The sequence below is a fragment of the Streptococcus oralis genome (assembly GCF_026782345.1).
Taxonomy (GTDB): Bacteria; Bacillota; Bacilli; order Lactobacillales; family Streptococcaceae; genus Streptococcus; species Streptococcus oralis_CK.
This window is the reverse complement of the sequence record NZ_JAKUWI010000001.1, coordinates 585,456-604,183: the sequence shown is the minus strand read 5'-3', so window position 1 is coordinate 604,183 and position 18,728 is coordinate 585,456. Positions and strand designations below refer to the sequence as shown.

General features: G+C 40.9%; 13 protein-coding genes. 8 read left to right on the top strand and 5 right to left on the bottom strand.

Features of this window, described 5'->3' with window-relative positions:
• Positions 1 to 2 precede the first annotated feature (2 nt).
• The 3 genes from MK405_RS02955 to lacG all read left to right on the top strand — a co-directional run bounded on the left by MK405_RS02955 (position 3) and on the right by lacG (position 3,505).
• Positions 3 to 320, top strand: coding sequence for a PTS lactose/cellobiose transporter subunit IIA (locus MK405_RS02955; RefSeq protein WP_001078319.1), 318 nt, complete (start codon positions 3 to 5; stop codon positions 318 to 320).
• Positions 320 to 2,014: a lactose-specific PTS transporter subunit EIIC gene (locus MK405_RS02950; protein WP_070567861.1), complete on the top strand. Its 1,695-nt coding sequence runs from the start codon at positions 320 to 322 to the stop codon at positions 2,012 to 2,014. Before MK405_RS02955 ends, MK405_RS02950 begins: the two co-directional genes overlap by 1 nt.
• 84 nt (positions 2,015 to 2,098) lie before the next feature.
• On the top strand, positions 2,099 to 3,505 hold the full coding sequence (gene lacG, locus MK405_RS02945; RefSeq protein WP_268704284.1) for a 6-phospho-beta-galactosidase: 1,407 nt from the start codon (positions 2,099 to 2,101) through the stop codon (positions 3,503 to 3,505).
• Between the two features lie 40 nt (positions 3,506 to 3,545).
• Here the strand turns inward: lacG and MK405_RS02940 are convergent, their stop codons facing one another.
• From MK405_RS02940 to nrdH, 4 genes are all read right to left on the bottom strand, one after another.
• On the bottom strand, positions 3,546 to 4,313 hold the full coding sequence (locus tag MK405_RS02940) for a DeoR/GlpR family DNA-binding transcription regulator (protein ID WP_268704283.1): 768 nt from the start codon (positions 4,311 to 4,313) through the stop codon (positions 3,546 to 3,548).
• A gap of 141 nt (positions 4,314 to 4,454) precedes the next feature.
• Positions 4,455 to 5,417, bottom strand: coding sequence for a class 1b ribonucleoside-diphosphate reductase subunit beta (gene nrdF / locus MK405_RS02935; protein WP_000451372.1), 963 nt, complete (start codon positions 5,415 to 5,417; stop codon positions 4,455 to 4,457).
• 195 nt (positions 5,418 to 5,612) lie between these two features.
• Entirely contained in the window at positions 5,613 to 7,772 is a 2,160-nt protein-coding gene (gene nrdE, locus MK405_RS02930) for a class 1b ribonucleoside-diphosphate reductase subunit alpha (RefSeq protein WP_268704282.1), read from the bottom strand.
• Between the two features lie 80 nt (positions 7,773 to 7,852).
• The gene (nrdH, locus tag MK405_RS02925; RefSeq protein WP_000259240.1) at positions 7,853 to 8,071 is read right to left on the bottom strand and encodes a glutaredoxin-like protein NrdH; all 219 of its coding nucleotides are present in this window, start codon (positions 8,069 to 8,071) and stop codon (positions 7,853 to 7,855) included.
• 361 nt (positions 8,072 to 8,432) lie between these two features.
• Here nrdH and MK405_RS02920 point away from each other — a divergent pair, with 361 nt between their 5' ends.
• From MK405_RS02920 to MK405_RS02900, 5 genes are all read left to right on the top strand, one after another.
• Entirely contained in the window at positions 8,433 to 8,696 is a 264-nt protein-coding gene (locus MK405_RS02920; RefSeq protein ID WP_000146948.1) for a phosphocarrier protein HPr, read from the top strand.
• A gap of 5 nt (positions 8,697 to 8,701) precedes the next feature.
• Positions 8,702 to 10,435, top strand: coding sequence for a phosphoenolpyruvate--protein phosphotransferase (gene ptsP / locus MK405_RS02915; RefSeq protein ID WP_268704281.1), 1,734 nt, complete (start codon positions 8,702 to 8,704; stop codon positions 10,433 to 10,435).
• A gap of 258 nt (positions 10,436 to 10,693) precedes the next feature.
• Positions 10,694 to 13,231 (top strand): pneumococcal-type histidine triad protein, encoded by a 2,538-nt coding sequence (locus MK405_RS02910; RefSeq protein WP_057489066.1) that lies wholly within the window; start codon positions 10,694 to 10,696, stop codon positions 13,229 to 13,231.
• A 195-nt stretch (positions 13,232 to 13,426) separates the two neighbouring features.
• Complete coding sequence (locus MK405_RS02905; RefSeq protein ID WP_084851981.1) at positions 13,427 to 14,344, top strand: metal ABC transporter substrate-binding protein; 918 nt, start codon at positions 13,427 to 13,429, stop codon at positions 14,342 to 14,344.
• 7 nt (positions 14,345 to 14,351) lie between these two features.
• A complete protein-coding gene (locus MK405_RS02900; RefSeq protein WP_268704280.1) occupies positions 14,352 to 17,408 on the top strand; it encodes a pneumococcal-type histidine triad protein in 3,057 nt (1,018 codons plus the stop codon).
• A gap of 36 nt (positions 17,409 to 17,444) precedes the next feature.
• On the opposite strand, the gene pepT is transcribed toward MK405_RS02900, so the two are convergent.
• Complete coding sequence (gene pepT / locus MK405_RS02895; protein WP_057489069.1) at positions 17,445 to 18,668, bottom strand: peptidase T; 1,224 nt, start codon at positions 18,666 to 18,668, stop codon at positions 17,445 to 17,447.
• Positions 18,669 to 18,728 lie beyond the last annotated feature (60 nt).

Sequence of the window (18,728 nt, the reverse complement as noted above, 5' to 3'; positions counted from 1 at the left end):
TCATGAATAGAGAAGAAGTAACATTGTTAGGTTTTGAAATCGTAGCCTATGCTGGCGATGCTCGTTCAAAACTATTGGAAGCCTTGAAGGCTGCTGAGGCTGGCGATTTTGCGAAAGCAGATAGCTTAGTCGAGGAAGCTGGAGGCTGTATCGCCGAGGCTCATCACGCGCAAACAAGTCTATTGACCAAGGAAGCAGCTGGTGAGGATTTGGCTTATAGTGTGACCATGATGCATGGTCAGGATCACTTGATGACAACTATCTTGCTTAAAGATTTGATGCACCATTTAATCGAACTCTATAAGAGAGGAGTTAAGTAATGAACAAACTAATTTCTTTTATCGAGAAAGGGAAACCTTTCTTTGAAAAACTATCTCGTAATATCTACCTTCGTGCTATTCGTGATGGTTTCATTGCAGGTATGCCTGTTATTCTCTTCTCAAGTATCTTTATCTTGATTGCTTTTGTACCAAACTCATGGGGCTTTAAATGGTCTGATGATGTTGTTAATCTCCTCATGAAACCTTATAGCTATTCAATGGGGATTCTAGCTCTCTTGGTAGCTGGTACAACAGCTAAGTCATTGACCGACTCAGTAAACCGTAGCATGGAGAAAACCAATCAAATCAACTATATGTCAACATTGTTGGCAGCAATTGTTGGTTTGTTGATGTTGGCAGCTGATCCTATCGAAAATGGCCTAGCTACTGGATTCTTGGGGACAAAAGGTTTGCTTTCAGCCTTCCTAGCAGCTTTTGTAACTGTAGCCATCTATAAGGTCTGTGTTAAGAACAACGTCACTATTCGTATGCCTGACGAAGTTCCACCAAATATCTCACAAGTCTTTAAAGATGTGATTCCATTCACTCTATCAGTGGTTTCTCTTTATGCTCTTGATTTACTAGCTCGTCATTTTGTTGGTGCAAGTGTAGCAGAATCAATCGGTAAATTCTTTGCACCATTATTCTCTGCTGCTGATGGTTATCTAGGTATTACCATTATCTTTGGTGCCTTTGCCTTCTTCTGGTTTGTTGGTATCCACGGTCCTTCAATCGTCGAACCTGCTATCGCAGCTATTACCTATGCAAATGCCGAGGTCAACTTGAACCTTCTCCAACAAGGTATGCACGCTGACAAGATTCTTACTTCTGGTACACAAATGTTTATCGTTACCATGGGTGGTACGGGTGCGACACTGGTTGTTCCATTCATGTTCATGTGGTTGACCAAATCGAAACGAAACCGTGCAATCGGACGTGCGTCTGTTGTTCCAACATTCTTTGGAGTAAACGAACCAATTCTGTTTGGTGCACCGCTTGTCTTGAACCCAATCTTCTTTATTCCTTTCATCTTTGCGCCAATTGCCAACGTATGGATCTTTAAATTCTTCATTGAAACGCTTGGCATGAACTCATTTACAGCCAACCTTCCTTGGACAACACCAGGTCCGCTCGGTATTGTTCTCGGTACAAACTTCCAATTCTTGTCATTTGTACTTGCTGCTTTGTTAATCCTTGTTGACGTAGCCATTTACTATCCATTCCTCAAGGTTTATGATGAACAAATTCTTGAAGAAGAACGTTCAGGTAAAGCCAATGATGAATTGAAAGAAAAAGTAGCAGCAAACTTCAATACTGCCAAAGCAGATGCTATTCTTGAAAAAGCAGGTGTAGAAGCAGCACAAAATACAATCACAGAAGAAACAAATGTTCTCGTTCTCTGTGCAGGAGGAGGTACAAGTGGTCTCCTTGCAAATGCTCTAAACAAAGCGGCAGCAGAATACAAAGTTCCTGTTAAAGCAGCAGCTGGTGGCTATGGTGCTCACCGTGAAATGTTGCCTGAGTTTGATCTGGTTATCCTTGCTCCTCAAGTTGCTTCAAACTTTGAAGACATGAAGGCCGAAACTGACAAACTTGGTATCAAACTTGCTAAGACAGAAGGTGGCCAATACATTAAATTGACTCGCGATGGAAAAGGCGCTCTTGCCTTTGTTCAAGCGCAGTTCGAAGAATAAAATGTAAATAGCGAAGAAGTGAGATGGAGGAACTCCTCCCAACTATACCCCCATCTCATTTCTATTTCTTGAAAGGTGAATCAAATGACAAAAACACTTCCAAAAGACTTTATTTTTGGCGGAGCAACAGCAGCCTACCAAGCAGAAGGTGCTACACATACTGATGGTAAAGGGCCAGTCGCCTGGGACAAATACCTCAAAGATAACTACTGGTACACTGCTGAACCAGCCAGTGATTTCTATCACAAATACCCAGTTGACCTCAAACTTGCAGAAGAGTATGGTGTCAATGGTATCCGTATTTCAATCGCTTGGTCACGTATCTTTCCAACTGGTTATGGGAAGGTTAATGACAAGGGGGTTGAGTTCTATCATAATCTATTTGCAGAGTGCCACAAACGGCATGTTGAGCCCTTCGTGACTCTTCATCACTTTGACACGCCAGAAGCACTTCATTCAAACGGAGATTTCCTGAATAGAGAAAACATTAATCACTTTGTGGATTATGCAGCCTTCTGTTTTGAAGAATTTCCTGAAGTTAACTTTTGGACAACCTTTAATGAAATTGGGCCGATAGGAGATGGCCAGTATTTGGTTGGGAAATTCCCTCCAGGTATTCAGTATAATCTTGCCAAAGTCTTCCAATCTCATCACAATATGATGGTGTCGCATGCGCGTGCAGTCAAGCTATATAAAGATAAAGGTTATAAAGGTGAAATTGGTGTCGTGCACGCTCTCCCAACCAAGTACCCACTTGATCCTGAAAATCCTGCAGATGTTATTGCGGCAGAGTTGGAGGACATTATCCATAATAAATTTATCTTGGATGCAACTTATCTGGGTCACTACTCTGAAAAGACCCTGGCAGGGGTAGAGGCTATCTTGGCTGCCAATGGTGGTAGCTTAGATCTTCGTGAAGAAGATTTCGAAGTATTAGAAGCCGCAAAAGACTTGAATGACTTCCTTGGTATTAACTACTACATGAGTGACTGGATGGAAGCCTTTGATGGAGAAACTGAAATTATCCATAATGGTAAGGGTGAAAAAGGAAGCTCTAAGTACCAAATCAAAGGTGTTGGTCGTCGTGTAGCTCCTGATTATGTACCACGTACGGATTGGGATTGGATTATCTACCCTCAAGGTTTGTATGATCAAATCATGCGCGTGAAGCAGGATTATCCGAACTACAAGAAAATCTACATCACTGAGAATGGTCTTGGATACAAAGATGAGTTTGTTGATAACACTGTTTACGATGATGGTCGTATTGATTACGTGAAGCAACACTTGGAAGTTTTGTCTGATGCGATTGCAGATGGAGCTAATGTAAAAGGTTACTTCATTTGGTCATTGATGGACGTCTTCTCATGGTCAAACGGTTATGAAAAACGTTACGGTCTCTTCTATGTAGACTTTGAAACTCAAGAACGTTATCCAAAGAAATCGGCTCATTGGTATAAAAAACTAGCTGAGACACAACTTATTGAATAAAATTCAACAAAAATTCCCCGCCACAAAGGCAGGGGAATTTTTATGGTTTTGATAAAAGAATGGTTGTTTGTTTTGACAGTTCTTCAAATGTTTCCTGACTCAGTTTGGCATCTGAAACGATAGTATCAATCTCTGAGATATTGTAGAAAGTGTAAAAATCAAACTTATTAAACTTGCTGTGGTCTGCCAGTAAGTATTTTTTATTGGCATTGTTCAAGGCGATTCGTTGTACCTCGCCCTCTTCTTCACTGAAAGTAGCAATTGCCTTATCCTTAATACCATTACAGCTAACAAATGCCTTAGAAAACTGAAGGTTTGTCAAATCCTGCAAGGTAAGTGTCCCTACAAAAGCACCAGTGATAGAGCGATAATTTCCGCCAATCAAGATCAAATCTGTTAATTTTCGTTCGTTTAGGATGAGAAAAACTGGAAGACTGTTTGTTACAACACGAATGTTATCGATAGGGAGCTCACGAGCAAAACATTCTAAGGTTGTTCCTGGCCCGATAAAAATGGTTTCACCTTCGTCAATCAAATGACCAGCAAAACGGCTAATTTCTTGTTTTTCAGCAATCTGCAAGCCTTGTTTTTCAACATTTGAGCGTTCGTTGTTTAATAGAGAACCTGTACGAAGTTTTTCAGCACCACCATGCACACGAACCAGCAAATCCTTATCTGCCAATTCTTGTAAGTAGCGACGAGCAGTCATATCTGATACATCAAGACTCTCCATAATCTCTTTTACAGTAATGGTTCCTTTAGTATTCACTGTTTCTAAAATACTATCTAGCTTTTCTTGCTTTAGCATCCTTATCACCTCGATTTCTACTATTATTATCTTACCATAAAACGCTCAATCGATCAAATAGAAAAAAACAAAATAAAACAAAAACAAAAATCTCACAGTCTGTTTAAACAAACTGTGAGAAGTATGGATTAAAGCTTATTTTTAATCTAAACCGTAGTTGTAATCCTCGTCTTGCATAGCTTCAACTTCACCAAGGAGGTAACCATTTCCGACTTGAGAGAAGAAGTCGTGGTTAGAAGTTCCTGTTGAAATACCGTTCATAACGATTGGGTTGACATCATCAGCTGAATCTGGGAAGAGTGGATCTTGTCCAAGATTCATCAGAGCCTTATTGGCATTGTAGCGAAGGAAGGTTTTAACTTCTTCCGTCCAACCGACACCGTCATAAAGGCTTTCTGTGTAGCCTTCTTCATTTTCATAAAGAGTATAGAGCAGGTCGTACATCCATTCTTTGAGTTTTTCTTGCTCTTCTTCAGGTAGTTCATTAAAACCAAGTTGGAACTTGTAACCAATGTAGGTTCCATGAACAGACTCATCACGGATGATCAGTTTGATGATTTCCGCAACATTGGCAAGTTTGTTATTACCGAGATAGTAAAGTGGTGTAAAGAAACCAGAGTAGAAGAGGAAGGTTTCAAGGAAAACGCTAGCAACTTTCTTTTCTAGTGGGCTACCATTGAGATAGATTTCATTGATAATTTCCGCTTTTCTTTGTAGGTAAGGGTTGGTGTTAGTCCATTCGAAAATTTCTTCAATCTCGGCCTTGGTGTTCAAGGTAGAAAAGATAGAAGAGTAAGATTTTGCGTGGACAGATTCCATAAATTGGATGTTGTTGAAAACAGCTTCCTCATGCGGTGTACGGATGTCTGCGCGAAGAGCCTGAACTCCTGTTTCTGATTGCATGGTATCAAGAAGGGTCAAACCACCAAAGACTTTTCCTACCAAGTCTTTTTCCTTGTTTGATAGTTTTCTCCAGTCGTCAAGGTCATTTGACAAGGGGATACGAGTGTCGAGCCAGAATTGCTCCGTCAGCTTTTCCCAAGTTGATTTGTCAATGACATCTTCGATGGCATTCCAGTTAATGGCTTTGTAGTAAGTTTCCATTTGAAATCTCTTTCTGTATGTAATAATGCGATTATAGAATCATCTCTAGTTTATCATAGTCTGAGAAGAGTATCGCACAAAAAGTCGGAAGACCGACTTTTCATTTTTCCTAGTATTTTAGATGCTTGTCAAGTTTTTTTTCTGGTGGGTAACTTAATCAGTAGTCTGAGAAAATGTGGTTGCCTCAGATAAAAATTAAATCACACAGCTTTCACATTGGTTAGCACCGACTTCTCCACCGTCGTCTGTAAAGGTACGAACGTAGTAAATTGACTTGATTCCCTTGTTAAAGGCATAGTTACGAAGGATAGATAGGTCACGTGTCGTTTGTTTGTTCTCTTTCTTCCATTCGTAAAGACCTTTTGGAATGTCGCTACGCATGAAGAGAGTGAGTGAAAGTCCTTGATCCACGTGCTCAGTCGCAGCAGCATAAACATCAATCACCTTACGCATATCCATGTCGTAAGCAGAAGTGTAGTAAGGGATAGTATCTGTTGACAAACCTGCAGCAGGATAGTAGATTTTACCGATTTTCTTCTCTTGACGTTCTTCGATACGTTGCGTAATCGGGTGGATAGATGCAGAAACGTCGTTGATGTAGCTGATAGAACCATTTGGAGCAACAGCTAGACGGTTTTGGTGATAAAGACCATCTTCTTGAACCTTTTCGCGAAGTTCAGCCCAATCAGCAGCGCTTGGAATAAAGACATCTTTAAAGAGTTCTTTAACACGGTCTGATTTTGGAACAAATTCGCCTGTCACATACTTGTCAAAGTAGCTACCGTTAGCATAGTCTGATTTTTCAAAGTTGTGGAAGGTGATACCACGTTCGCGTGCGATATTGTTTGATTCCACCAAGGTCCAGTAGTTCATAAGCATAAAGTAGATGCTTGTAAATTCAATTGACTCAGGTGATCCGTACTCAATCAGTTGTTGGGCAAGGTAACTATGAAGTCCCATGGCACCAAGGCCAAAGGTGTGAGCCAAATTGTTTCCGTGGTCGATAGTAGGGACAGCTACGATGTGTGAACTATCTGTAACGAAAGTAAGGGCACGAACCATCGCGCGAATAGAACGACCAAAGTCAGGTGAAGTCATCATGTTGACCACGTTGGTTGATCCAAGGTTACATGAAACGTCTGTTCCCATTTGAAGGAATTCTTGAGCATCGTTGATCAAGCTTGGTTTTTGAACTTGAAGAATCTCAGAACACAAGTTACTCATGATAATCTTACCATCTACTGGATTAGCGCGGTTGGCTGTATCAATGTTGACTACATAAGGGTAACCAGATTCTTGTTGCAATTTAGAGATTTCAGTTTCCAAATCACGCGCCTTGATTTTTGTCTTGCGGATATTTGGATTTGCGACTAATTCATCGTATTTTTCAGTGATGTCGATGTAGTTGAATGGTACACCGTACTCAAGCTCTACAGAGTAAGGGCTAAAGAGATACATTTCTTCATTTTTACGAGCTAATTCGTAGAATTTATCTGGTACCACAACTCCAAGTGAGAGGGTCTTAACACGAACCTTTTCATCGGCATTTTCTTTCTTAGTTGAAAGGAAAGCGATGATATCTGGGTGAAAGACGTTGAGGTAGACAACCCCGGCACCTTGACGTTGCCCGAGTTGGTTTGAGTAAGAGAAGCTGTCTTCAAAAAGCTTCATAACTGGTACGACACCAGAAGCAGCACCTTCATAACCTTTGATAGGAGCTCCAGCTTCACGAAGGTTGCTGAGGGAAATTCCCACACCACCACCGATACGTGAAAGTTGAAGAGCAGAGTTGATAGAACGTCCGATAGAGTTCATGTCATCAGTTACTTGAATCAAGAAACAAGAGACCAACTCCCCACGACGAGCACGGCCTGCGTTCAAAAAGGAAGGAGTAGCTGGTTGGTAGCGTTGGTGGATGATTTCATTGGCAATATCAGTCGCGATCGCTTCATCCCCGTCAGCAAAGTAAAGTGCATTAAAGAAGACACGGTCTTCCATACTTTCAAGGTAATATTCACCGTCATTAGTCTTCAAGGCGTACTGGTTGTAAAACTTATAGGCTGCCATGAATGATTTGAATTGGAAGTTTTGGTCTTTGATAAATTGATGCAATTCTTCCAAAAACTCTGGACGGTACTTCTTGAGAAATGCAGTTTCAATATAGTTATGTTCAATAAGGTAGTTGATTTTATCAGTAATTGAATCAAAAACCATAGTGTTTGGAATTACATTTTCTTTAAAGAAGGCATCCAAGGCTTCTTTATCTTTATGAAGCATGATTTGTCCATTGACAGGACGGTTGATTTCGTTATTGAGACGGAAGTAAGTCACGTCCTCAAGATGTTTTAATCCCATAAAATTTCCTTTATCTAATTACAAAAGAAAGGCCTCTAAGTTAGCCCTAGAAGCAATCTCTTCTGGATGATGTACTAAGATTATGCTAATTGTTTCAGTTTTCCTGGTTGGAAACCTGAAAAGACTTCAGTTGGTGTTTGGATAACAGGAGCAGCGCTGAAACCAAGCTCTTTAACTTGATCTATGTACTCTGGTTGCTCGTCGAGATTGATCTCACGATAAGCGACATTGTTGCTGTCCAAGAAACGTTTGGTCATCTTACATTGGACGCAGTTATTTTTAGAATAAACGGTTACCATTTTCGTAACTCCTCTTTCAAAATAGATTACTTTCTTAGTATATCAGAAAAAAAAACTTTGTCAAACTTTTTAAACTAAATCTTGTGCTAAAAAGTTACAGTTTTGAAATCAAAACACAAGATATAGTGTTTTTTGAAACATAAATTTTGACTTCCGTTGAATTGTCAAACTTTCTCAAAATAAAAAAACTACATACTGTATATTGGCAATATAAATAGAAGATTTTCAGCAAGTTATCAGAAAGGAAAACGAAGAAAATCCATAAAATACTTGAAAAATTATCTAGAAGGTGATATAATACAGTCTTGTAAGGGTTATCACATATAATCCAAAAAAGAAATAACTAAAGGAGAGTCAAACTATGGCTTCTAAAGATTTCCACGTAGTGGCAGAAACAGGTATTCACGCACGTCCAGCAACATTGTTGGTTCAAACAGCTAGCAAATTTGCTTCAGATATCACTCTTGAATACAAAGGTAAATCAGTAAACCTTAAATCAATCATGGGTGTTATGAGTCTTGGTGTTGGCCAAGGTGCTGACGTTACAATTTCAGCTGAAGGTGCAGATGCTGACGACGCAATCGCTGCTATCACTGAAACTATGGAAAAAGAAGGATTGGCATAAGGAAAATGACAGAAATGCTTAAAGGAATCGCAGCATCAGACGGTGTTGCAGTTGCAAAAGCATATCTACTCGTTCAACCGGATTTGTCATTTGAGACTATTACAGTCGAAGATACAAACGCAGAAGAAGCTCGCCTTGATGCCGCTCTAAAAGCATCACAAGACGAGCTTTCTGTTATTCGTGAGAAAGCAGTAGGTACGCTCAGTGAAGAAGCTGCTCAAGTTTTTGACGCTCACTTAATGGTTCTTGCTGACCCAGAAATGATCAGCCAAATTAAGGAAACAATCCGTGCGAAGAAAGTGAATGCAGAAGCAGGTCTGAAAGAAGTGACAGACATGTTTATCACTATCTTTGAAGGTATGGAAGACAACCCATACATGCAAGAACGCGCAGCGGATATCCGCGACGTGACGAAACGTGTATTGGCAAATCTCCTTGGTAAGAAATTGCCAAACCCAGCTTCTATCAATGAAGAAGTGATCGTGATTGCGCATGACTTGACTCCTTCAGATACAGCTCAATTGGACAAAAACTTTGTAAAAGCTTTTGTAACCAACATCGGTGGACGTACGAGCCACTCAGCTATCATGGCGCGTACACTTGAAATAGCTGCAGTATTGGGTACAAACAACATCACTGAAATTGTTAAAGATGGTGATATCCTTGCTGTTAACGGTATCACTGGTGAAGTGATTATCAACCCAACTGATGAGCAAGCGGCAGAATTCAAGGCTGCTGGTGAAGCTTATGCGAAACAAAAAGCTGAATGGGCTCTCTTGAAAGATGCTAAAACAGTAACTGCTGATGGTAAACACTTTGAATTGGCTGCCAACATCGGTACTCCAAAAGACGTTGAAGGTGTCAATGCCAACGGTGCCGAAGCTGTTGGTCTTTACCGTACAGAGTTCTTGTACATGGATTCTCAAGACTTCCCAACAGAAGACGAGCAGTACGAAGCATACAAAGCTGTACTTGAAGGGATGAACGGTAAGCCTGTTGTTGTTCGTACAATGGATATCGGTGGAGATAAGGAACTTCCTTACTTCGATATGCCTCATGAAATGAACCCATTCCTTGGATTCCGTGCCCTTCGTATCTCTATTTCTGAAACTGGAGATGCTATGTTCCGCACACAAATCCGTGCTCTTCTTCGTGCGTCTGTACACGGTCAATTGCGTATCATGTTCCCGATGGTTGCGCTCTTGAAAGAATTCCGTGCAGCGAAGGCAGTCTTTGACGAAGAAAAAGCAAACCTTCTTGCTGAAGGTGTTGCAGTTGCGGATAATATCCAAGTTGGTATCATGATCGAAATCCCAGCAGCAGCAATGCTTGCAGACCAATTTGCAAAAGAAGTTGACTTCTTCTCAATTGGTACAAACGACTTGATCCAATACACAATGGCAGCAGACCGTATGAATGAGCAAGTTTCATACCTTTACCAACCATATAACCCATCAATCCTACGTTTGATTAACAACGTTATCAAAGCAGCTCACGCTGAAGGTAAATGGGCAGGTATGTGTGGTGAGATGGCTGGTGACCAAAAAGCTGTTCCACTTCTTGTCGGAATGGGCTTGGATGAGTTCTCTATGTCAGCAACATCTGTCCTTCGTACACGTAGCTTGATGAAGAAACTCGACACAGCTAAGATGGAAGAGTACGCAAACCGTGCCCTTACAGAATGCTCAACAATGGAAGAAGTTCTTGAACTTCAAAAAGAATACGTTGACTTTGATTAATTGAAAGGTCCTTGCAACTCAGTTGCAGGGATTTTTTGTTTTAAAAATTTGGTGATTGATTTTCAATATAGGATTCTCAAATCAGACTGTTCAGATAGAAGATAGTGTAGAAAACAAAAAAATCGTTAACTGGTTCATAAAAATCTTGACAAGTTGAAAATTTAGGAGTAAACTATTAACCAGTTAACTTTTAGAGAGGAGTTTCTGCAATTTAGGAATGAATTGCAACTAGAAATATCAAAAAGAAAGAGAGTTTCGATGAAAATTAATAAGAAATACCTTGCTGGTTCTGCGGCAGCTTTGATTTTAAGTGTTTGTTCTTACGAGTTGGGACTGTATCAAGCTAGAACGGTCAAAGAAAATAACCGTGTGTCTTACGTTGATGGAAAACAAGCAGCGCAAAAAACGGAGGATCTCACTCCTGATGAAGTCAGCAAGAAAGAAGGCATCAATGCCGAGCAAATCGTCATCAAGATAACAGACCAGGGCTATGTCACTTCGCATGGCGACCACTATCATTATTACAATGGGAAGGTCCCTTACGACGCTATCATCAGTGAAGAGTTGCTGATGAAGGATCCGAACTACCAGCTCAAGGACGAGGATATTGTCAGTGAAATCAAGGGTGGTTATGTGATCAAGGTGGACGGAAAATACTATGTCTACCTTAAGGATGCGGCCCATGCAGATAATGTTCGTACGAAAGAAGAAATCAATCGGCAAAAACAAGAACATAGTCAGCATCGTGAAGGAGGAACTTCAGCAAATGATGGTGCTATAGCTTTGGCACGTTCACAAGGACGCTACACCACAGATGATGGTTACATCTTTAATGCATCCGATATCATTGAAGATACTGGTGATGCTTATATCGTTCCTCATGGCGACCATTACCATTACATTCCTAAGAGCGAGTTATCAGCTAGCGAATTGGCTGCTGCAGAAGCCTTCCTATCTGGTAGAAGTGGTCAATCGAATACGCCTACTTATCGCCGTAGCAATAACAACAGTGCTAGCAGCGATGTAGATAGATGGACTCCATCCTATAATAATCAAGGTAGTGGCTATACGAACACGAACACAGCTAACAACAGTAGCGACGATAGCCAAGCAAGTCAAAGTGATGAGGATGTTGATAGCCTTCTGAAACAACTTTACTCCATGCCGCTCAGTCAACGACACGTAGAATCTGATGGCCTTGTTTTCGACCCAGCACAAATCATAAGTCGAACAGCTAGAGGAGTTGCTGTGCCTCATGGGAATCATTACCATTTCATCCCTTATTCACAGATGTCTGAATTGGAAGAACGAATCGCTCGTATTATTCCTCTACAGTACAGTTCGAACCATAGGGTGCAGGATTCAAGACCAGAACAACCAAGTCCACAACCGACTCCGGAACCTAGTCCAAGCCCGCAACCTGCACCAAATCCTCAACCATCTCCAAGCAATCCAATTGACGAAAAATTGGTTAAACAGGTGATTCGAAAAGTAGATGATGGTTATGTATTTGAGGAGAATGGAACATCTCGTTATATTCCTGCCAAGGAATTATCAGCTGAAACTACTGCAGCCATTGATAGTAAGCTAGCCAAGCAAGAAAGTTTAGCTCATAAGCTCGGAGCTAAGAAAACCAACCTCCCATCTGGTGATCGAGGATTTTACAATAAGGCTTATGATTTATTAGCAAGAGTTCATCAGGACTTACTTGATAATAAAGGTCGTAAAGTTGATTTTGACGCTTTGGATAAACTGTTGGAACGTTTAAATGATGAAAGCAGTGATAAAGTTAAATTGGTCGAAGATATACTTGCATTTCTAGCACCGATTCGTCATCCAGAACGTCTAGGAAAACCAAATGCGCAAATAGCTTACACAGATGATGAGATTCAAGTAGCCAAGTTGGCAGGCAAGTATACAACAGAAGATGGCTATATCTTTGATCCTCGTGATATCACCAGTGATGAGGGGGATGCCTATGTAACTCCACATATGACCCATAGCCATTGGATTAAAAAAGATAGTTTGTCTGAAGCCGAAAGAGCGGCAGCCCAGGCTTATGCTAAAGAGAAAGGTTTGACTCCTCCTTCAACAGACCATCAGAATCCAGGAAATACGGAGGCTAAAGGAGCAGAAGCTATCTACAACCGCGTGAAAGCAGCTAAGAAGGTGCCCCTTGATCGTATGCCTTATAATCTCCAACATACTGTGGAAGTCAAAAACGGTAGTTTAATCATACCTCATTATGACCATTACCATAACATCAAATTTGAGTGGTTTGACGAAGGACTTTATGAGGCACCTAAGGGTTATAGTCTAGAAGATCTCTTTGCGACTGTCAAGTACTATGTCGAACATCCAAACGAACGTCCGCATTCGGATAGTGGTTGGGGAAATGCAAGTGACCATGTTCAAAGAAACCAAAATGGTCAAGCTGATACCAATCAAACGGAAAAACCATCAGAGGAGAAACCTCGGACAGACAAACCTGAGGAAGAAAAACCTCGCGAAGAGAAGCCTCAAAGTGAGAAACCAGAATCTCCAAAACCAACTGAGAAGCCGGAGGAAGAATCACCAGAGGAACCAGAAGAACCTCAGGTCGAGACTGAAAAGGTTGAAGCGAAGTTGAGAGAGGCTGAAGAGCTACTTGCAAAAATCCAAGACCCCATCGTCAAGTCTAACGCTAACGAAACTCTTACTGGATTAAAGAACAATCTATTGTTTGGCGCTCAGGACAACAATACTATTATGGCAGAAGCTGAAAAACTATTGGCTTTATTAAAGGAGAGTAAGTAGCCGTAGCAGTATTTTCTAGCTCCTAAAAACATGATAGGAGAGCTAGAAAAGATAAAATCGAAAATGAGAACAGAATGTAAGTTCTAGTTCTCATTTTTTTCATGAAAATATGTAAAATATCTTGACATATAGTGTAAATAAAGATAAACTATTTACTAGTTAATTGAATGGTTAAATACTAGTTAAGGAGTAACGATGAAAAAAAGAACAATACTATTATTGATGGCCAGTGTGTTGGCTCTTGTCTTAGGAGCATGTGGTCAAAAAGAAAAACAAGAAGCAAAAGGGATGAAGATTGTAACAAGTTTTTACCCGATCTATGCCATGGTCAAAGAGGTATCGGGTGACTTGAATGATGTTCGGATGATTCAGTCTAGTAGTGGAATTCACTCCTTTGAACCGTCAGCTAATGACATTGCTGCTATTTATGACGCGGATGTCTTTGTCTACCACTCGCATACACTGGAGTCTTGGGCTGGAAGTCTAGATCCTAACTTGAAAAACTCAAAAGTTAAGGTTTTAGAAGCTTCTGAAGGAATGACGTTGGAGCGTGTTCCAGGTTTAGAAGATATAGAAGCAGGGGATGGAGTTGATGAAAAAACACTCTACGACCCTCACACTTGGTTAGATCCAGAAAAAGCAGGTGAAGAGGCACAGATTATTGCAGACAAACTTTCGGAACTTGATAGTGCCAATAAGGAAACGTATCAAAAGAATGCTAAAAACTTTATTGCTAAAGCACAAGAATTGACTAAGAAATACCAACCTATTTTTGAAAAAGCGAGTCAAAAGACCTTTGTTACACAACATACAGCCTTTTCCTATCTCGCTAAACGCTTTGGTTTGAAACAACTTGGTATAGCAGGGATTTCCCCTGAACAAGAGCCAAGTCCGAGACAGTTGACAGAAATCCAAGAATTTGTTAAAACTTACAAGGTTAAAACCATCTTTACTGAGAGCAATGCTTCTTCTAAAGTTGCTGAAACCTTGGTCAAATCAACAGGAGTTAACCTAAAGACACTCAATCCTTTGGAAGCAGATCCTGAGAATGACAAAACTTACTTAGAAAACCTAGAAGAAAATATAAATGTTCTTGCAGAAGAATTAAAATGAGGAGATTATGAAAATTAAGAAAAAGTATCTTGCGGCGGGTTCGGCTTTAGTCCTTTCCCTAAGTCTTTGCATCTATGCACTGAACCAACACCAGGTAGAAGACAAAAAAGATACAAATCGTGTATCTTATGTTGATGGGAAACAAGACTCTCAAAAAACAGAGACTCAGACACCAGATCAAGTTAGCAAAAAAGAAGATATTCAGGCAGAACAAATTGTTGTGAAAATTACCGATCAAGGTTATGTGACATCACACGGTGATCACTTTCATTATTACAATGGTAAAGTTCCTTTTGACGCAATTTTCAGCGAAGAGCTTTTGATGAAAGATGCCAATTATCAACTGAAAGACGCTGACATTGTCAACGAAATCAAAGGTGGTTATATTATCAAGGTGGATGGTAAGTATTATGTTTACCTTAAGGATGCGGCACATGCTGATAACGTTCGTACGAAGGACGAAATTGAGCGCCAAAAACAAGGTCATACTCACGATGCACCAACTTCTAACAGTGCAGTGGCGCTTGCGCAATCTCAAGGTCGTTATACTACAGATGATGGCTACATCTTTAACCCATCTGATATTATTGAGGATACTGGTGATGCATATATTGTTCCTCACGGTGGACATTACCACTACATTCCAAAGAGTTCCTTGTCTGCTAGCGAATTGGCAGCTGCTCAAGCTTACCTCTCTGGAACTAGAAAACAACCGAGTGTAACTGACTATCGTCCAAGCCAAAATGGAACCAGTCAAACCACTAATCCAAGTCAACAAACCGAAACACCAAGCAAACCAGAAGAGAGCCTTCAGAGTCTGTTAAAACAGCTCTATGCTCTTCCAAGTAATCAACGTTATGCAGAATCGGATGGCTTGATTTTTGATCCTGCTAAGATTTCAAGCAGAACACCAAGTGGCGTGGCGATTCCACACGGAAATCACTATCATTTCATCCCATATACAAAGCTTTCTGCCTTGGAAGAAAAGATTGCGCGTATGATTCCTTTATCTAGCGACAGTGGGAAGCCAACACCTTTGGAAAATCCAAGCAAGCCAGCAGAACATCCAGCTCAACCTGATCATCATCATCATGACCAAGACGGTGACCATGGAAGTCAAGATATCAACCATGAAGATCATGACCATGATGGAGAGGAGCATGACCATCACCACGGTGAAGAACATGATCATGGTTTTGCAGCTGACCGTGTTATTAGTGAAGATGAGCAAGGGTTTGTAGTTTCTCATGGAGATCACGCTCATTATTTCTTTAAGAAGGACTTGACTGCAGCCCAAATCAAAGCTGCCCAAGATCACTTGAAAGAAAATCATCAGCCGCAGCACGTTCAACCACTTGCAAAGACTGTGGAAAGTTTCTCAAGAGATGCTAGCGATGAAGAAAAAATCAAGTATATCTCACAGACCTACGGAGTACCGCTCGAAGCGATTCGCATTTCAAATGGATTCTTTGTCTTTGGAAATCCGGATCAAGCCTATGATCCTACCCATATCCATCCCTATGCTGTTCGAAAAGAACATGTTCGTATTCCTCTCCAAACTGGGAATCCAGAACTGGATTTCCTAAATGAACTTTATACGACTGCACTACGTGATGGGGTGTCTCCTTATAGTTTGCAAGTAGAAAATGGTAGTTTTGTGATTCCTCACGGAGACCACAATCACTACATCAAGGTTCAAACTAAGGGCTATGAAGTAGCTTTGAAAAATAAGATTCCGGCCCTACAATCGACCTATCAACCTGGAGCATTTGATGAACAAACAGTTCTATCTAAGGTGGATCAACTTTTAGCGGATAGCAGAAATCTCTACAAAGACCAGCCAATCATGCAGAGACGGGTTGAACTTGCTTTGGGGCAGTTCACCGAAAATATGAAAAAACTGGGAACAAACTCAACTGCTGGATATCTAGCAGCCTTGGATCTCTTTGATAAACAGTATATCCATGTGGATCAAAGTGTAGCACCGGTTGAAACTTCACCTTTAGATAAGAAGTACCAAGCCCTAGTAGATAAGATCAATACACTGGATACAGATACTTATGGCTTGCCTAAGAAAGATCTTTTGGTACATTTGCAGGAAGCAAAACTAGCACAGGATGAGACAGAGTTGGCTGCCATTGAAGCGAAACTTCAGGCCTTGCAAGATTTCCGAGATCGGACAGGAGTCACAACAGTAGAGTACATCAAGTACTTCTACGAACATGTGTCTGATGGTCGTTTGAGAGAAGAACTTCGGAACCGTGTTGCCAAGTTGACATGGGAACTTTACCAGTCACAATCTTTCCTCAAAGCAACCGACTTGAACAAGTTATTCCCAACTATTTACCAAACTAAGCTAGAAGTAGAAGAAGCTCTCAAAGAAGAACCCGTTTCTACAAAAGCTGGTAAGACTATTCTAGATACGGAAAAAGTAGATAGTCAAACTGCTAAGACAGCCATCTATGAATTCCTAAAAGAACTCTACGGTGATTTTATGCCAGAAGAGCGGGTTAGCCATGTTAAGAAGGAAGAAGTGGATGCTCTCCTAACTAAAGCTGCCCAACTCCTAGCACGTGTCAAAGAAGATGGTGTCAAACAATCCCTAGCTGAAGAAGCAGCTAATATCAAAGCGGCTACTGAAAAGGAAAATGCAGACCTTGACGAAGCTAAAACACAACTTGAGGATCTTTTAAATCGTATTGCAGCGACTATCCAACGAGAGAAAAAAGAAGCAGAACAAGATCCGCAAACCGTGATCATCTACCAAAAACTCTATAATGTCTTGCTCTCTCTTCACAAGTACTTAGAGGATAACAAAGGATCCGATGCTGACTTTGAACGTGTTGATGGCCTATTTGATCAACTTGCAGCCAAAAGCAGTGATAAAGAAGGTCTCCTCACTCTAGCTAAAGAAATCATTAGCTTGAACCAGGAACTCCGTTCAAAAGCAAGTGAAACTGATAGCCAATCTAAGTCCGAGAAAGACAGTGAAACAGCTGCTTCTCAACCAACAGAAAAGCAAGCACAAAGTGAGTCTGAGCCAAATGCTCAACCAAACGAATAAAAAGAAAGGCGAAGTAGCTGAGCTACCTCGTCTTTTTTAGTCTTTATAAGATACAATGCCAATGATGGTATCCACCGCACGCTCCATAGTTTGAAGGCTGACGTATTCAAAACGTCCATGCATGTTTTCACCACCTGCAAAGATATTTGGAGTTGGGATCCCCATAAAGGAAATCTTAGACCCATCTGTTCCACCACGAATTGGTTCGATAATTGGCGCGATCCCTAAATCTTCCATAACAGCTTTAGCAATGGTAACAGGCGTCATGTCTTTCTCAATGACTTCCTTCATATTGTAGTACTGGTCTGTCAGAGTCAAGCTAACGCGATCATTCCCAAGCTCTTGATTCATCTTATCAGCAATAGACTGCATAGCTGCTTTACGAGCTTCAAAGGAATCCTTTTCAAAGTCACGAATGATGTAGCTTGCACGCGCCTCCTCGACACTACCTGTCACATCCATAAGATGATAGAAACCTTGGTAACCATCTGTCAGTTCAGGTCGGTCATTCTCTGGAAGTTGATTATGAAAATCAATCGCTAACTGAAGGGCATTGACCATTTGACCTTTGGCGGTACCAGGGTGAACATTGCGTCCTTGGAAATGGAGTTCAGCAGCAGCTGCTGAGAAAGTCTCGTATTGAAGCTCACCTAGCGGACCGCCATCAACAGTATAGGCAAAGTCAACATCAAAGTCTTCTGCATCAAATTGATTAGCACCGACACCAATTTCTTCATCTGGTCCAAAACCGACACGGATTTCACAGTGTTTGATTTCAGGGTGAGCAGTCAGATATTCGATAGCAGTCATAATTTCAGCAATCCCTGACTTGTCATCAGCACCCAACAAGGTCCTGCCATCGGTTGTGATGAGGGTTTGGCCTGTATATTTCTCAAGACTCTTAAAGTCAGCCGGATCTAGTTTAAATCCAGAATCACCTAAGTTGATAGCTTCACCATCGTAATTTTCGATGACTTGCGGATTAACACCCTCAGCATTAAAGTCAGCTGTATCCATGTGGGAGATAAATCCAATCTTACGTGTCAAGCTCGGATCATTAGCTGGCAAGGTCCCAATAGCAAAACCATTTGGTAGGTAGTAAACATTTTGCAGGCCGACACGTTTCATTTCAGGAAGAAGAACATTGGTCGCAAAATCTACCTGGCTCTGCGTACTTGGAGTAGTAGTAGAGTGTTCATCAGAACGCGTGTTGACCTTAACGTAGGTTAAAAAGCGTTCCAAAAGGTTCGGATAAGACATAAAAACTCCTTTTTTTATCATAAAATAGAATGCAAAACTTCGGAAAAATATGATTTGAGA

Bases quoted from the DNA above. Each gene is read 5' to 3' on its own strand.
- nrdF (WP_000451372.1), bottom strand. From the start codon at position 5,417: ATGGAAACTTACTACAAAGCCATTAACTGGAATGCCATCGAAGATGTC.
- MK405_RS02910 (WP_057489066.1), top strand. From the start codon at position 10,694: ATGAAAATTAATAAGAAATACCTTGCTGGTTCTGCGGCAGCTTTGATT.
- ptsP (WP_268704281.1), top strand. From the start codon at position 8,702: ATGACAGAAATGCTTAAAGGAATCGCAGCATCAGACGGTGTTGCAGTT.
- lacG (WP_268704284.1), top strand. From the start codon at position 2,099: ATGACAAAAACACTTCCAAAAGACTTTATTTTTGGCGGAGCAACAGCA.
- nrdE (WP_268704282.1), bottom strand. From the start codon at position 7,772: ATGGGATTAAAACATCTTGAGGACGTGACTTACTTCCGTCTCAATAAC.
- MK405_RS02905 (WP_084851981.1), top strand. From the start codon at position 13,427: ATGAAAAAAAGAACAATACTATTATTGATGGCCAGTGTGTTGGCTCTT.
- MK405_RS02955 (WP_001078319.1), top strand. From the start codon at position 3: ATGAATAGAGAAGAAGTAACATTGTTAGGTTTTGAAATCGTAGCCTAT.
- MK405_RS02950 (WP_070567861.1), top strand. From the start codon at position 320: ATGAACAAACTAATTTCTTTTATCGAGAAAGGGAAACCTTTCTTTGAA.
- nrdH (WP_000259240.1), bottom strand. From the start codon at position 8,071: ATGGTAACCGTTTATTCTAAAAATAACTGCGTCCAATGTAAGATGACC.
- MK405_RS02920 (WP_000146948.1), top strand. From the start codon at position 8,433: ATGGCTTCTAAAGATTTCCACGTAGTGGCAGAAACAGGTATTCACGCA.
- MK405_RS02900 (WP_268704280.1), top strand. From the start codon at position 14,352: ATGAAAATTAAGAAAAAGTATCTTGCGGCGGGTTCGGCTTTAGTCCTT.
- MK405_RS02940 (WP_268704283.1), bottom strand. From the start codon at position 4,313: ATGCTAAAGCAAGAAAAGCTAGATAGTATTTTAGAAACAGTGAATACT.
- pepT (WP_057489069.1), bottom strand. From the start codon at position 18,668: ATGTCTTATCCGAACCTTTTGGAACGCTTTTTAACCTACGTTAAGGTC.